The following is a 15,376-nucleotide window of genomic DNA, read 5'->3' as shown; positions in this document are numbered from 1 at the left end:
GGTACAGGTCTGATCAAGTTATTTTAAGGTTGCTGCCGCATGGCAAAAGACGATTATATTGAAATGGAAGGCGAGGTGATTGACACTCTGCCAAATACCACTTTCCGCGTGAAGTTGGAAAATGGGCACGTGATCATTGCACATATCTCGGGGAAAATGCGCAAAAACTATATTCGCATCCTCACTGGTGACAAGGTCAAGGTGGAGCTGACCCCCTACGATCTGAGCAAGGGACGTATCACCTACCGGGCGCGCTAATCTGCGCACTGCTGGAAGCCCCTTATCGGCAGCTTGCCCAGTCAAAAAAAGCCACCGCAGGTGGCTTTTTTTGTTGCAATGGCGTATCGATAATCAGGCCGGCACCGCAGTTTTTATTGCCAACTCATCATTTTCTATTGTCACTGCCACTCGCCCCCCCTCTTCTGCCAGCTCTCCAAACAGAACGGCTTCGGCCAGGGGTTTGCGCAGCTTGTCGCGAATCAGGCGGGACATGGGGCGGGCCCCCATTGTTTCATCGTAGCCGTGTAAAGCCAGCCACTCGCGAGCCTCATCGTCCACGGCCAGGGTCACACGGGAATCATCCAGTTGCGTCTGCAGCTCGACAATCAACTTATCCACCACCGTTTTCACCACATCCAATGGCAGGGCAGCAAACTGGATAATGCTGTCCAGGCGGTTGCGAAACTCGGGAGTGAATATCTTTTTAATCTCCTCCATACCATCCGTGGAATGATCCTGACCGGAGAAGCCAATTGAGCGGCGGCTCATCAACTCGGCGCCGGCGTTAGTGGTCATAATCAGGATCACATTGCGGAAGTCGGCCTTGCGCCCGTTGTTGTCCGTCAGAGTGCCGTGATCCATCACCTGCAGAAGCAGATTGAATACCTCGGGGTGGGCTTTTTCGATTTCATCCAGCAAGACCACACTGTGGGGATGCTTGGTGACAGCGTCGGTCAGCAAACCGCCCTGATCAAAACCCACATAGCCCGGCGGCGCCCCGATCAGGCGGGAGACCGTGTGCCGCTCCATGTACTCCGACATATCGAAGCGAATCAGCTCGATGCCCATCACCTTCGCCAACTGCCGGCACAACTCGGTCTTGCCGACACCGGTGGGACCGGAGAACAGGAAGGAGCCTATGGGCTTCTCCTCAGCACCCAAGCCGGCGCGACTGAGCTTGATCGCGGTACTGAGTGCCTCGATAGCCCGGTCCTGGCCAAATACCACCATCTTCAGGTTATCGTCGAGTTTGGACAGCTGTTCTTTATCCGATGCGGAAACACTCTTGGCCGGGATACGGGCCATTTTTGCGATCACCGACTCAATTTCACCAACGCCAATGACCTCCGTGCGCTCCTCAAGGGGCAGCAACGATTGGTAAGCGCCGGCCTCATCAATAACATCGATGGCCTTGTCCGGAAGAAAACGCTCGGTGATATGGCGGCTGGAAAGCTGCGCCGCCGCTTCCAGGGCCGCCTCGGTAAAACGTACCTTGTGGTGATCCTCAAAGCAGCTTCTAAGCCCCTGCAGAATCTGCACCGTCTCCTCCACGGTTGGCTCGCTCACATCAATCTTCTGGAAACGGCGGGACAAGGCGCGGTCTTTCTCGAAGATACCGCGATATTCGCTGAATGTGGTCGAGCCGATACAACGAAAATGGCCACTTGAGAGCAGCGGTTTGAGCAGATTGGAGGCATCCATTACACCACCAGAGGCCGCACCGGCACCGATAATGGTGTGGATCTCATCGATAAACAACACCGCGTGCTCGCGCTTCCTCAGCTCGGCCAACAGGGCTTTGAAACGCTTCTCGAAATCCCCCCGGTACTTGGTCCCGGCCAGCAAAGAGCCGAGATCCAGTGAGTAGATGGTGCTCTCTTTGAGAGGCTCGGGAATATCCTCATCCACGATGCGCCGCGCGAGCCCTTCGGCGATCGCCGTTTTACCGACACCGGACTCGCCAACCAGCAGTGGATTGTTCTTGCGCCGGCGCGCCAGGACCTGGGTAACCCGTTCTACCTCGGGGACGCGCCCCACCAAGGGATCGATACGGCCCAGAATAGCCTCCTGATTCAAATTGGTGGCATAGCTTCCCAGGGGGTCCGCGCCACCGGCTTCAGTGCCGCCGCCGATCTCCTCGTCGACCTGCTCCGGTGCGGCATCGGGGCTGTGGTGGTGATTGTTGCCACTGGAGCCGACACGGGAAATTCCGTGGGTGATGTAATTGACCACATCGATGCGCGCAACACTTTGTTGCTTCAGGTAATAAACGGCTTGGCTTTCCTGCTCGCAAAAAATCGCCACCAGAACATTGGCCCCGGTCACCTCTTTTTTACCGGAGGACTGGACGTGAAAAACGGCCCGCTGCAGGACTCTTTGGAAACCGAGTGTCGGTTGGGTTTCGCGATCGCTGTCGGCTTCGGGAATCAACGGCGTGGTGGAATCCACAAACTCCAGCAGTTCACGCCGCAGCGCACTGAGATCGGCCCCACAGGCATGCAACACATCGGCTGCCGATTCATTGTCCAAAAGCGCCAGCAGTAGGTGCTCTACGGTCATGAATTCGTGCCGTTTTGCGCGCGCACCCTTGAACGCCAGATTAAGCGTTACCTCTAAGTCCTTGCTGAGCATTTAAACCTCAAACCGTAATCGCCAATAGTTCCCGCCGACTCCGCTGGTTGGCGCGCACCCTTTGCCGGCGTCTATATCCTGGCTGATTCCTTTCAGGTGACGGGGCCCTAGTTCAAAGGCAGCTCTGTCCAAAATCACTGGTCTTTACTTTCATCCGCCTCAATCTCGCACAGCAATGGATGTTCATTCTCCTGGGCGAATCGATTGACCTGGGCGGCCTTTGTCTCCGCTATATCCCGAGTATAGACACCACACACTGCTTTTCCCCGCGTGTGTACCTGCAACATCAACTGCGTTGCACGCTCCCGGTTGACGCCAAAAAACAGCTCCAGAGTCTCAACCACAAAGTCCATGGGGGTATAGTCATCATTGAGCATCACGACCTTATACATCGGGGGTCGCTTTAACTGCGGTGGCGCCTCTTCCAGCGCGAGCCCACCATTGGAGAACTCGCGATCCCCGTCCTCTTTATCGGCGTTTAGTTTAATGATTTTTGCAACACTCATAAAAATTATCAATGCATTCTTTCTTTTAAGCTCGGATGTTGCCACCTGCGCAAACATCAATGACCTGCCATTGTAACCTTAATTGACCATCGACACAGGAATACCACAGTAACCAGCTGGGTTTCTTGACATTCTCACGCCAGTTGACTACAAGAGGTATTGTCTGCCTTATTTGCAGCCGTTAATCGCAGTCAGGATCGCAGTCGATTTATTCGCAGTTCAAATAAAAATAAAAACTCTGTACGGTGGCCAGGGGCCACCTGGGCAATTAGAGGGAGTTCGCTATGCCTACCGGTACCGTGAAGTGGTTCAACAACGCCAAGGGATATGGATTTATTCTTGCGGATGACGGAGGGGAGGATCTTTTTGCACACTATTCCGCAATTCAAATGGAGGGTTATCGAACCCTGAAAGCTGGCCAGCAGGTCACCTTTGATATCATCAGGGGCGACAAGGGTTATCACGCCACCAATATTTCCTCTGTGACTGCGGACAAATCCAGTCACGAATCTGAGCCGGCACCTTCTGAAGTACACCGGGAAAAGGAAGCCGAGGCGCTGGATTAGCCAACCGCACCCGGCAATACGCTCAGGCAAAAAAGCCCTCCACTTTTCAGTGAAGGGCTTGTCTATGGCCGGCGCCCAGACAACCAGCCCGGCGGCAATCTAGACCATGTGGGTGATAACTTCACCACCAAACTCAGAACAGGATTTCAGCTCGGCGCCCTCCATCAGGCGTTCGAAGTCGTAAGTGACGGTCTTGGCCTTGATGGCGCCCTCCACACCTGTGATGACCAGGTTTGCCGCTTCTTCCCAACCCAGGTGACGCAGCATCATTTCCGCAGACAGAATCAGGGAACCGGGGTTGACCTTGTCCTGGCCGGCGTACTTGGGCGCTGTGCCGTGCGTGGCTTCAAACAGCGCGACTTCGTCGGAAAGGTTGGCACCCGGCGCAATGCCGATACCCCCCACCTGAGCAGCCAGGGCATCCGACAGATAGTCGCCGTTCAGATTCAGAGTGGCGATAACATCGTACTCCGCCGGACGCAGCAGGATCTGCTGCAGCATGGCATCTGCAATCACATCCTTGATAATAATTTCCCTACCGGTTTTCGGGCTCTTGAAGCTATGCCAGGGGCCCCCGTCCAGAGGTTGGGCACCAAACTCATCGCGCGCCAGCTCGTAGCCCCAATCGGCAAAGGCACCTTCGGTGAACTTCATGATATTGCCTTTGTGTACCAGGGTGACGGAATCGCGGTCCTGGTCTATGGCATATTGGATCGCCTTGCGCACCAGGCGCTTGGTGCCTTCGGCAGAAACCGGCTTGACGCCGATACCGCAGTGCTCCGGAAAGCGGATTTTCTTAACACCCATGTCTTCTTGCAGGAACTGGATGACTTTTTTCGCTTCGTCACTGTCCGCTTTCCACTCGATGCCTGCATAGATATCTTCGGAGTTCTCCCGGAAGATCACCATATCTACCTTGTTCGGTTCCTTCACCGGAGAGGGCACGCCGCTGAACCAGCGAACCGGTCGCTGACAGACATACAGATCCAGTTCCTGGCGCAGAGCGACATTCAGGGAACGGAATCCCCCACCTACCGGGGTAGTGAGAGGGCCTTTGATGCTGACAACATACTCCCGAATCGCCGCGAGAGTTTCGGCCGGGAACCAGTCGCCCGCGTATGTCTCAGCCGCTTTTTCACCACAGTAGATTTCCATCCACTCGATTTTTTTGCCGCCACCATAAGCCTTCTCTACTGCGGCATCGATCACCTTGCGCATAACCGGGGTGATATCCACACCGATGCCGTCGCCCTCGATAAAGGGAATCACCGGGCGATCCGGAACATTCAGCGAACCATCGGCATTGACTGTAACTTTTTCGCCGTCTGTCGGCACTTGGATATGACCCATATTGCGTAAACTCCCTAGATTCTGTGACTTTTTAGGCCCAGCATTGCTTGCACCACTTCCCCGGGCCCTTGGGGCGGGGACAAAAACGGCGGGATTATAGCAGTATCGGCTTCTTTTTGTAGTTAGATTACAATACCGGGTTTTTGCCATGGCCAAGCTCGTTCTCTTCAACAAACCCTACGGCGTCCTGAGCCAATTCACGGATAGCCAGTGCCGCCCCACGCTTGCAGACTATGTCTGCCAAAAGGGGTTCTATCCCGCCGGCCGGCTCGATTTTGACTCGGAAGGACTACTGTTGCTCACAGCCGATGGCGCACTGCAACATCAAATCAGCCACCCAAAGAAAAAGATGGCAAAAACCTACTGGGTCCAGGTTGAGGGGGAGATTAGCATTGATGCACTCAGGGCTCTGCGCCGGGGCGTGGTTCTCAAAGAGGGCTGCACTGCGCCGGCCAGGACCCGGCGCCTGCCCGATGTTAAACTGTGGCCGCGCACGCCGCCGATTCGGGAGCGAAAGTCCATACCCACCAGTTGGCTGGAACTGACCATTTGCGAAGGCCGTAACCGTCAAGTGCGGCGTATGACCGCCGCCGTCGGCTTCCCCACCCTGCGCCTGGTGCGTATGGCGATCGGCCGCTGGCAGCTCGGCGCGCTTAAGCCCGGAGAATACCGGATGGAGGAGATTTTCACCGCTGACAAGACCCGGTCAATGCCCGGACAAAAGCGTATCCCGCGCACCGACAGCGGTAAGCACTAACGGAAACTCAAAACGGCCTTGGTCCGGGGCGTTTTCACAGGTAAAATTCGCCCCTTTTTCCTTTCCAGTGAGGTAGGGACAGTCCCTCTATGTCTGATTCCACACCCAACAAACAGCCCAAGCGCATCATTGTCGGCATGTCCGGCGGTGTCGATTCTTCCGTAGCCGCATTGCGCCTGATCCAGCAGGGCTATCGGGTGGAGGGTCTGTTTATGAAGAACTGGGACGAGGACGACGGCACCGAGTACTGTACCGCCAGGGCCGACCTGGCTGATGCCCAGGCCATCTGCCACAGGCTTGGTATCCATCTACACACTGCCAGCTTTGCCGCTGAGTACTGGGATCATGTCTTTGCCTACTTCCTGGCGGAATACAAGGCCGGGCGTACGCCCAATCCGGATATCCTGTGCAATCGTGAAATCAAATTCAAAGTCTTCCTCGAATACGCAGAAGTGCTGGGCGCGGATGCCATTGCCACCGGCCACTATGCGCGCCGTCGCGATAGTAAGGGGCGCACCTATCTGCTCAAGGGGCTGGATGGCAACAAGGATCAGAGCTATTTCCTGCACGCGGTGGGAGAGGCGGCATTCGCCCGTGCCCTCTTCCCGCTCGGGGAATTGGAAAAACCCGAAGTCCGCCGTATTGCCGAAGAGAACAGCTTTATCACCCATAACAAAAAAGACAGCACCGGCATCTGTTTTATCGGCGAGCGCCGTTTCAAGGATTTTCTGGAACAGTACCTGCCGGCACAGCCCGGGGATATGCAAACGCCGGAAGGCAGGTTCATGGGGCACCATGCGGGATTGATGTACCACACCATTGGCCAGCGGCAGGGCCTGGGTATCGGCGGCGTCAAAGGTGGCGGGGAGGATCCCTGGTACGTGGTGGGCAAAGACCTGCGGCGCAATGTACTGATCGTTGCACAGGGGGCGCATCATCCATTGCTCTATGCAACAGGGCTAGAAGCAACCCAGACACACTGGATTAATGGCGCCGCACCGGGTGAAACATTCCGCTGCCAGGCTAAAACCCGCTACCGCCAGCCAGACCAGGATTGCACTGTACATGTACAGGAAAATGGAGACCTGGTTGTGGCATTTGATGAGCCACAGCGCGCCGTGACACCGGGGCAATCACTGGTACTCTACGATGGCGAGGTTTGCCTTGGCGGTGCGGTGATAGAAAATGCCACCGGCATCGGTTCTACCGTATCGAAAAAAACAACAAACACTAAGGAGCGATTTTGAATAACTGGCGGGATCAGGCTCTGGCACTGGCCGGAATATTTCAAGCTGCAACACTGGTAGAACGCCTCGCAAAGACCGGCACGGCCCCGCAGGTACAGTTGGAAACGGGTGTTTTCAGCCTGTTTCAGCTCAATCCCGACCACACCGACACTGTCTTTGGCGGTGCCGTCAATCTACTGCCGGGCCTGCAGGTCTCAAGGCAACTGTTACAATCGCGCCAGCACCCAGAATATACCGACTGTCTTCGGTATGCGCTTTCCATACTCTATCTGCAGCGGCAGCTCAGCAAAAAGAGCGCGCTCCTTTCCATCATTGGCAACCGCCTGCAAAAAGCCAAAGCCCAGGCCGAGCATTTCGCGCCGACACACGAAAATGTGTTTTCAAACCTGGCCAGTATCTACAGCGACACCCTCGGCACCTTCCGTTTCCGCATCCAGGTACTCGGAGATTTCAATTACCTACAGCAGCAACGCATCGCCAACCAGATCCGCTCCATGCTGTTTGCCGGCATCCGCGCCGCAACCCTGTGGCGGCAGCTGGGCGGTCGCCGCCTGCATCTGCTGTTTCAGCGCAAGAAGCTATTGCACGCGACCAATGAATTGATCGCACACATCGAATCTACAAATCACTAGTTTCGGAGATTGACTATGACCGTTGCGCTTTCCGCACTTACAGCGGTATCCCCCATTGATGGCCGCTACGAGGGCAAGACCGCCCCTCTGCGCGCTATTTTCAGCGAATACGGCCTGATTTCCGCCCGCGTTGAAGTAGAGGTACGCTGGCTGCAGCAACTCTCCGCGCACAGGCAGATCACCGAGGTGGCGCAGTTCGACGACGATGCCAATCAGCTGCTCGACCGCATCGTGGCCGATTTCTCCCTGGAAGATGCCCAGCGCATCAAAGACATCGAACGCACTACCAACCACGACGTAAAAGCCGTCGAATACTTCCTCAAGGAAAAAATCAGTAGCAATACACAATTGGCCAGGGTAAGCGAATTCGTCCACTTCGCCTGTACCTCAGAAGACATCAACAACCTTGCCCACGCACTGATGCTGCGCGCCGGGCGTGAAAAGGTCCTGTTGCCAGCAATGAACAACCTCGTGGACAAAATCGCCGAGCTTGCCAAAAACTTTGCCGATGTGCCCATGCTGTCGCGCACCCACGGTCAATCCGCCAGCCCCTCCACCGTGGGCAAGGAACTCGCCAACGTGGTTGCGCGCTTGCGCCGCCAGGTAAACCAAATCCGCGCGGTACCCCTGCTGGGTAAAATCAATGGCGCCGTAGGTAACTACAATGCCCACCTCTCCGCCTATCCGGAGGTCGACTGGGAACAGCATGCGGAAGCCTTTGTAAATTCCCTGGGCCTGACCTGGAACCCCTACACTACCCAGATCGAGCCACATGACTATATTGCCGAACTGTTCGATGCGATCGCACGCTTTAACACCATCCTGATTGATTTCGACCGGGATATCTGGGGCTATATTTCCCTCGGCTACTTCAAACAGCGGGTGGTTGCCGGCGAGGTGGGTTCTTCCACTATGCCGCACAAGGTCAACCCCATCGACTTCGAAAATTCCGAGGGCAATTTGGGCCTGGCCAACGCCGTGTTCCGGCACCTGGCCGCCAAGCTGCCCCTTTCCCGCTGGCAGCGCGACCTGACCGATTCCACCGTACTGCGCAATATGGGTGTTGGTGCCGGCTATTCCACCATCGCCTATGCCGCCACCACAAAGGGCCTAAGCAAGCTGGAAATCAATCGCGAGCGCCTCGCAAAAGACCTGGACAATGCCTGGGAAGTGCTGGCGGAACCCATTCAGACCGTGATGCGCCGCTACAATATCGAGGCGCCCTACGAGAAACTCAAGGCCCTCACGCGCGGCCAGGGCATCACCCGCGAGACCCTGAAAGTATTTATTGAAGGCCTGGAGATTCCTGCTGCGGCCAAGAGCGCTCTGCTGGAATTGACTCCGTCCACCTATATCGGCAATGCCGCAGAACAGGCCCGCAAGCTTTAAACAGGTTCAGCAGCGGCCACCCGACAGGTAGCCGCAAGGATAAACACCGCCCGCGCCCTACGGGCCTTCCAGCGGGCAATGACCGGAAACAGTGCGTCCGCGCACTTTTTGGTTTTTCAATAGCGAGTTTCCCATGGCCAGCCTCCTGACCCATCTCGGTGATATGCCGATCGACATCTTTATGCGCGATTATTGGCAGCAAAAGCCCCTACTGATTCGCAGCGCCTTTGCCGATTTCAAGTCCCCCATTTCCCCTGAGGCGCTGGCGGGCATGGCCCTCGAAGAAAGAGTGGAATCGCGCCTGGTACTGGAACACGGGGAAAATGGACCCTGGCAACTGCGCTCGGGACCATTCACCGAAGCGGACTTCCTCTCTTTGCCCCGCACCCACTGGACCCTGCTGGTTCAAGCCGTGGACCAATGGTTATCTGAAGTAGCCGAACTCAAAGAGTACTTTCGTTTTATTCCCGACTGGCGCCTTGACGATGTGATGATCAGCTATGCCGCCGATCAGGGCAGCGTGGGCCCGCACTACGACCACTATGATGTTTTTCTACTTCAAGCTGAGGGCAAACGTCTCTGGCAACAGGGCCCCAAAGTCAATGAGACCGAGCCGCAGCTGGCGGGCACGCCGCTCAATATCCTGAGTGCATTCGAAGCGGAAAACCACTGGCTACTGGAACCGGGCGATATGCTTTACCTGCCGCCACAGTACAGTCACTGGGGTATTGCCGAAGGCCCCTGCACAACAATTTCCATCGGCTTTCGCGCGCCCTCTGCTGCGGTGATTCTTGAGGACCTCGCCAGCGAAATCGCAACGGGATTGCCAGACAGCATGCGCTATACCGATGCAGGCGCGGAGCCCACAGGGAATCCCGCCGAAATTGACGCGCTCTCAGTAGCACGCCTACAGAAACAGTTAGGCCATTGGCTGCAACAGCCGGAGAAAATCACCCGGTGGTTCGGTGCGGTAATGACCGAGGCAAAATATCCAGATATCGTGGCCCTGGATGCGGACAGTGCCGCCGACTGGCGGCAACAGCTGCCCCGGGGACTGTCCCTGGTACTGAATCCCGCCTCGCGCTGTGCCTTTTGCCACCAGCCTGCAACCCTGTTTGTGGATGGGGAAGCTCTCCCCGTGCCCCTTGCTTTTGCCAGACAATTTACCGCAAGCCGCACAATCCTCTGGCGCGATATCGACGACTATCCACAACTGAGCATCGCGGATGGCTTGATCGATCAACTGGTTTCCCAGGGCACGCTGATTTACCCCCCGGAGGATTTCTGATATGGCCGTGGTTATCCGTACCGCCAACTGGCATAGCGAGCGAAGCGCTATCCGCTCTATCCGGGACGCCGTGTTTGTGCGGGAACAGAAAGTGCCCGCCGATTTGGAGTGGGACACCCTGGAAGAAAGCGCCCGGCATTTCCTTGTTTTCAAGGATGGCGAGGCAATAGGCACGGGACGCCTGACGGCAGATGGCAAGATCGGTCGCTTGGCACTAATAAAATCCGCGCGAGGCCTTGGCTATGGCGCGAAGCTGCTTGAGACCATTTGCGAACATGCCCAAACCCTTGGCCATCAGCGTGTTTATTTGCACGCCCAGCAACAGGCCCAGGGGTTCTACAGCCGGGCTGGTTTTATTGTCAAAGGTGACATTTTCTCGGAGGCGAATATTCCCCATATCAGGATGGTACGGGATCTGGATTTCTCGTCCGGCTAACCAATAGATTTCCAGTGACCCGCTGAATCGCCGATCTGAAAGACTGCAGTCACAGTCAGGCGTGGCTCATCACCCAAGGGCATACCGAACCTGCAGCGCGCCACTTAGTCAGCAGAAAGGCTGTCGCCAGAAAGCCCTTTTGGTTGCTGTACCATCAGTACGGATAGGATAGCAGTGGCAGCTAAAGCTTCATATTGACCGCCCCCTGACACCAAAACCTCCTCTCAAAGCTCTGTTCAAAAACATGGAAAACACCATATATTGTGCAACTTTAATCTTCACATTCAATATATAGTGATCCAGATCAAGTGCTGCCCCCATTGCCTCGTTATGCTTGCCGCACTGTTTGTGAGGACCGCCCATGACGAGCATTGCCACTCCAACCCACCCTAATCTACCCAGTTCGGCAAACCCGATCACATCCCCTGAAGATTATCTGGTATGCAAGCGCGATGGACGCACCCTGGCTTTTGATGCCCGGCGAATCACCAGTGCGCTTTTGCGTGCCGGCCGTGCCACCGAGGCTTATGCCGAAGAGGAAGCATTGCATCTCACCCAGTCGGTGTTGAAAGTGATCGGTCACCGCTTTGATGGCAGCACACCAATTGATATTGAGGAGATCCAGAATATTGCCGAGCAGGTGTTGATCAGCTGCAATTATGTGGAGACTGCACGGGCTTACATTACCTATCGGGGCCGGCATCAACAGTTGCGCAGTGACCAGCAATCCCTGGTGAATGTGGAAACCTCGATCAATGAGTATTTGCAACGCGCAGACTGGCGTGTCGCAGCCAACGCCAATCAGGGCTACTCTCTGGGCGGTTTGATCCTGAACAGTGCCGGCAAAATGATCGCCAACTACTGGCTGAATCATGTCTACGCAAAAGAAATCGGTGCGGCCCACCGGGATGGTGACCTGCATATCCACGATCTCGATATGCTTGCGGGTTATTGCGCTGGCTGGTCGCTGCGCACCCTGCTGCACGAAGGCTTGAACGGCGTGCCGGGCAAAGTGGAATCCGCGCCGCCGGCACATCTGTCCAGCGCCGTAGGCCAGATTGTCAATTTTCTCGGCACCCTGCAAAACGAGTGGGCTGGCGCCCAGGCCTTTAGTTCCTTCGACACTTACCTGGCCCCCTATGTGCGCAAGGACCGGCTGGACTTCGCTACCGTGCGCCAATGCATGCAGGAGCTGATTTTCAACCTCAATGTGCCATCCCGCTGGGGAACCCAAACCCCTTTTACCAACCTCACATTCGACTGGGTATGCCCGCAGGATCTGCGCGATCAAGTACCGGTGATCGCAGGCGAGGAGATGCCGTTCACCTATGGCGTTCTGCAGGAGGAAATGGACCTGATCAACCGCGCCTATATCGAAGTGATGAGTGAGGGCGATGCACGTGGCCGGGTTTTTACCTTTCCGATTCCCACCTACAACATCACTGCGGATTTTCCCTGGCACAGCGACAACGCAGAGCGCCTGTTTGCCATGACAGCCCGCTATGGCCTGCCTTACTTCCAAAACTTTATCAATTCAGACCTGAGCCCGAATATGGTGCGCTCCATGTGCTGCCGATTGCAGTTGGATCTGCGCGAATTGCTCAAACGCGGTAACGGTCTGTTCGGTTCCGCAGAACAGACGGGCTCTCTCGGCGTAGTAACGATCAATTGTGCACGTCTCGGCTATCTGTACCGCGGCGATTGGGATGCCCTGGTCACCCGCTTGGATCGGCTGCTGGAGTTGGCACGGGATTCACTTGAGGTCAAGCGCAAAATTATCCAGCGGCACATGGATGCGGGACTGTTTCCCTATACCCTCCGCTACCTGGGCACTCTGCGCAATCATTTTTCCACCATCGGGGTAAACGGCATCAACGAGATGCTGCGCAATGTCAGTGGTGACCGCGAGAGCATTGTCACTGAAACAGGAACCCGTCTGGCCGAACAGCTGCTGGACCATATCCGCACACGCATGACAGAATTCCAGGAACAGACTGGCCATCTTTACAACCTTGAGGCGACACCAGCCGAGGGCACCACCTACCGATTTGCCCGTGAGGATCGCAAGCGATTCGCAGATATCATCCAGGCCGGCAGTAAAGAAGCGCCCTACTATACCAACTCATCACAACTGCCCGTGGGCTTTACCGACGACCCTTTCGAAGCCCTGGCCCGGCAGGAGTCCCTGCAGTCCCGCTATACCGGCGGTACCGTATTACACCTGTATCTGGGCGAGCAGTTGCCAGATAGCGACAGTTGCCGCCGGCTGCTGCGGCGCGCACTGGAGCACTACCGCCTGCCCTATATCACTGTAACCCCCAGCTTTTCCATCTGCCCGGTGCACGGTTACCTGAGCGGTGAGCACGAATTTTGCCCCCGCTGCGACGAGGCGCTGCTCGCGAATGAGCAGGGCCGCTGCAGTAATTCACACTTGACCACCAAGGAGACATGCCATGCATAAACAAGCCCCAATAATGAAAGAGGAAGACCGCACCCGCTGCGAAGTCTGGAGCCGTGTGATGGGCTACCACCGCCCGGTGTCATTTTGGAACCCCGGCAAGCAGTCCGAACACCGGGAGCGCCGTTTCTTTGTCGCTAACAACAAACCGGGCTCGGTGTAAAATCATGACTGCACGCCTGCGGGTCGGCGGCTTTACACCATTTACCACCATCGACTACCCCGGTGAATTGGCCGCAGTGGTCTTTTGCCAGGGCTGCCCCTGGCGCTGCCGCTACTGCCACAACGGCCATCTGTTGCCCGCCCGTGCCCCCAGTGGCTACGACTGGGACCAGATTCTGGGCCTTCTTGCCGACCGGCGCGGGTTGCTGGATGCAGTGGTATTCTCCGGCGGCGAACCCACAGCCCAGGAAGCCCTGGAGGATGCCATAACCGGGGTGCGTAAACTGGGATTCAAGGTGGGCCTGCACACCGCCGGCATCTACCCGCGCCGCCTGCGCCGCCTGATCACCCGATTGGATTGGGTCGGCCTTGATATCAAGGCCCTGCCGGAAAATTACCCGGCTATTTCCGGTGTGGCCCGCAGTGGAACTGCACCCTGGCAGTGTGCAAAACTCCTAGCAGAAGCCGGCATCCCCCTGCAGGTGCGCCTGACCCGCCACCCCCGGCTCACAAGCGACAGCGAGCTGGACCAGATTTGTCAAAAACTGCGGCTACTCGGGATTCCCCACCTGGAAATACAGCACTGCAACAGCGCACAGGCATTGGATAAAACGCTTCGATTGTCATTGTAAACTCAAACATCGGGCTAAAAGGTAGATACAATGCACGGATACCCATCGCCAACCCAACAACGCACCTCTGTGAGCGAAATACTTCCCTCTCCAGTAAGGTCCGAGCCTACTGTCAATTTTGCTCCATCGTTGAGACCAACACCGCCTGTATCGTAAAGCAAGGGTGTTGTAATAAAACCATCCTCACCGGCCCGGGCCTTTTCACCATTACTAATGCCATCCCCGTCGCCGTCAACCGTAGCGACCTCTGTACTGGGACCGGAGAAGTTAATACCTGGTATCGCCGGGTCTAGTGCCCCCTCAATACATTTTGGATAGCGCGCAATTATTGACACCTAACAGCTTGCACCTTCTTCATAAAGATTTAAACTCCGACCAAGGTTAACTAGCAGGCTGTTGAAATAGGCTCATGTATTTACTGGCTTTGGTACAATGCTCGGGCCAATACCCCACAATGAGATAGTGTATGCGCGGTGCAGATATTACGTAGGAAGCTTTGTTCACCACTGTTAACCTGGAAGAATTTGTCCCCAAATCCCATCCACTGAGAAAGATTCGTCAGGAATTTAATTTGGCATTGCAGCGTATCGACTGGCTGCTCGACTGCGCTTATGCACCGAACGGCAAGGAGTCCATCCCCCCGGAGCGATTACTGCGAGCCCTACTTCTACAGGTTTTATTCAGCGTGCGTAGTGAACGCCAGCTGATGGAACAGACACGCTACAACCTATTATTCCGCTGGTTCGTTGGCCTCAGTATCGATGATAAGGTGTGGAATCATTCCACTTTCAGCAAGAATCGTGACCGTCTGCTTGCCCACGATATTATTCCCACCCTGTTCGAAGAAGTGGTGCAGATAGCTAGGGGCTGTTCCCGTTTGGATGTAGCCTGTTGATTTGTAAGAGCAAGCTCGCATTGTTGAGGTTCTAACACAACGACAAAACGAGCTTGCAATGCCCCGATTAATGCTCAGCGATGAGCACTGGTCGAAGCTGTGGGGAATTCTGCGGCAACTGGCCATCTATAACAAGCGTGATCTCCGTATGACCGTTGAGGGCATGCTCTATCGAATGCGTACAGGTTGCCCATGGAGAGATCTACCGAAGGATTTCGGATGTTGGAGTAAGGTGTACAAGCGCTTCAATGCCTGGTCAGCATCAGGCAAGTGGCAGAAAGTGTAGTGGTCAAGTATTTTTGGCCACCGTCTTTTGAGCATTCCAATATTTTTCTTCAGCCACATTCGGCGGCAAACCGTCGTTGTTCTGGTGTGGCCGTATCTGGCTATAGTAGCCGATGATGTAATCGTTGATCGCCTGCTTTGC

General features: G+C 55.8%; 15 protein-coding genes and 3 pseudogenes. 13 read left to right on the top strand and 5 right to left on the bottom strand.

The window, feature by feature from the left end; all coding sequences use genetic code 11:
* Positions 1-39: 39 nt before the first annotated feature.
* Positions 40-258 (top strand): translation initiation factor IF-1, encoded by a 219-nt coding sequence (infA, locus tag ACL7TT_RS14840; protein WP_299943510.1) that lies wholly within the window; start codon positions 40-42, stop codon positions 256-258.
* A 93-nt stretch (positions 259-351) separates the two neighbouring features.
* On the opposite strand, the gene clpA is transcribed toward infA, so the two are convergent.
* Together clpA and clpS are read right to left on the bottom strand one after the other, a co-directional pair.
* Positions 352-2,631 carry an ATP-dependent Clp protease ATP-binding subunit ClpA gene (gene clpA, locus ACL7TT_RS14835; protein WP_413396535.1) on the bottom strand — a complete coding sequence of 760 codons (2,280 nt, stop codon included), beginning with the start codon at positions 2,629-2,631 and terminating at the stop codon, positions 352-354.
* Positions 2,632-2,765: 134 nt separating this feature from the next.
* On the bottom strand, positions 2,766-3,137 hold the full coding sequence (clpS, locus tag ACL7TT_RS14830) for an ATP-dependent Clp protease adapter ClpS (RefSeq protein ID WP_413396533.1): 372 nt from the start codon (positions 3,135-3,137) through the stop codon (positions 2,766-2,768).
* A gap of 284 nt (positions 3,138-3,421) precedes the next feature.
* Between clpS and cspD the strand changes: the two genes are divergently transcribed.
* Entirely contained in the window at positions 3,422-3,703 is a 282-nt protein-coding gene (gene cspD, locus ACL7TT_RS14825; protein ID WP_413396531.1) for a cold shock domain-containing protein CspD, read from the top strand.
* Between the two features lie 99 nt (positions 3,704-3,802).
* Here cspD and icd read toward each other — a convergent pair whose 3' ends face one another.
* Positions 3,803-5,053 (bottom strand): NADP-dependent isocitrate dehydrogenase, encoded by a 1,251-nt coding sequence (gene icd, locus ACL7TT_RS14820; protein WP_413396529.1) that lies wholly within the window; start codon positions 5,051-5,053, stop codon positions 3,803-3,805.
* A 148-nt stretch (positions 5,054-5,201) separates the two neighbouring features.
* Here icd and ACL7TT_RS14815 point away from each other — a divergent pair, with 148 nt between their 5' ends.
* From ACL7TT_RS14815 to ACL7TT_RS14775, 9 genes are all read left to right on the top strand, one after another.
* Positions 5,202-5,810, top strand: a complete 609-nt coding sequence (locus ACL7TT_RS14815) for a pseudouridine synthase (RefSeq protein WP_413396527.1) — start codon at positions 5,202-5,204, stop codon at positions 5,808-5,810.
* An 89-nt stretch (positions 5,811-5,899) separates the two neighbouring features.
* Positions 5,900-7,057, top strand: coding sequence for a tRNA 2-thiouridine(34) synthase MnmA (mnmA, locus tag ACL7TT_RS14810; protein WP_413396525.1), 1,158 nt, complete (start codon positions 5,900-5,902; stop codon positions 7,055-7,057).
* Complete coding sequence (gene hflD / locus ACL7TT_RS14805; RefSeq protein WP_413396624.1) at positions 7,051-7,689, top strand: high frequency lysogenization protein HflD; 639 nt, start codon at positions 7,051-7,053, stop codon at positions 7,687-7,689. Before mnmA ends, hflD begins: the two co-directional genes overlap by 7 nt.
* A 15-nt stretch (positions 7,690-7,704) precedes the next feature.
* Complete coding sequence (gene purB, locus ACL7TT_RS14800; protein WP_413396523.1) at positions 7,705-9,078, top strand: adenylosuccinate lyase; 1,374 nt, start codon at positions 7,705-7,707, stop codon at positions 9,076-9,078.
* Between the two features lie 133 nt (positions 9,079-9,211).
* Positions 9,212-10,366, top strand: a complete 1,155-nt coding sequence (locus tag ACL7TT_RS14795) for a cupin domain-containing protein (protein ID WP_413396521.1) — start codon at positions 9,212-9,214, stop codon at positions 10,364-10,366.
* A gap of 1 nt (position 10,367) precedes the next feature.
* Positions 10,368-10,802: a GNAT family N-acetyltransferase gene (locus ACL7TT_RS14790; protein WP_413396520.1), complete on the top strand. Its 435-nt coding sequence runs from the start codon at positions 10,368-10,370 to the stop codon at positions 10,800-10,802.
* A 361-nt stretch (positions 10,803-11,163) separates the two neighbouring features.
* Positions 11,164-13,263 (top strand): ribonucleoside triphosphate reductase, encoded by a 2,100-nt coding sequence (locus tag ACL7TT_RS14785; RefSeq protein ID WP_413396518.1) that lies wholly within the window; start codon positions 11,164-11,166, stop codon positions 13,261-13,263.
* The gene (gene nrdD / locus ACL7TT_RS14780; protein ID WP_299943480.1) at positions 13,256-13,423 is read left to right on the top strand and encodes an anaerobic ribonucleoside-triphosphate reductase; all 168 of its coding nucleotides are present in this window, start codon (positions 13,256-13,258) and stop codon (positions 13,421-13,423) included. The genes ACL7TT_RS14785 and nrdD overlap by 8 nt, the downstream gene beginning before the upstream one ends.
* A gap of 4 nt (positions 13,424-13,427) precedes the next feature.
* Positions 13,428-14,054 carry an anaerobic ribonucleoside-triphosphate reductase activating protein gene (locus ACL7TT_RS14775; protein WP_413396516.1) on the top strand — a complete coding sequence of 209 codons (627 nt, stop codon included), beginning with the start codon at positions 13,428-13,430 and terminating at the stop codon, positions 14,052-14,054.
* Between the two features lie 14 nt (positions 14,055-14,068).
* On the opposite strand, the gene ACL7TT_RS14770 is transcribed toward ACL7TT_RS14775, so the two are convergent.
* A complete protein-coding gene (locus tag ACL7TT_RS14770; RefSeq protein WP_413396514.1) occupies positions 14,069-14,389 on the bottom strand; it encodes a hypothetical protein in 321 nt (106 codons plus the stop codon).
* 161 nt (positions 14,390-14,550) lie between these two features.
* Between ACL7TT_RS14770 and ACL7TT_RS14765 the strand changes: the two are divergent.
* Both ACL7TT_RS14765 and ACL7TT_RS14760 read left to right on the top strand, forming a co-directional pair.
* Positions 14,551-14,916: pseudogene (locus ACL7TT_RS14765) on the top strand (transposase); the annotation flags it as partial.
* Between the two features lie 91 nt (positions 14,917-15,007).
* Positions 15,008-15,232: pseudogene (locus ACL7TT_RS14760) on the top strand (transposase); the annotation flags it as partial.
* Positions 15,233-15,238: 6 nt separating this feature from the next.
* On the opposite strand, the pseudogene ACL7TT_RS14755 reads toward ACL7TT_RS14760, so the two are convergent.
* Positions 15,239-15,376: pseudogene (locus ACL7TT_RS14755) on the bottom strand (IS3 family transposase); the annotation flags it as partial.

Origin of the sequence: Microbulbifer jejuensis (assembly GCF_047289955.1) — a bacterium.
Lineage (GTDB): Bacteria > Pseudomonadota > Gammaproteobacteria > Pseudomonadales > Cellvibrionaceae > Microbulbifer.
The sequence above is the reverse complement of the archived record's forward strand: the minus strand, read 5'-3'. Positions and strand labels throughout refer to the sequence as shown.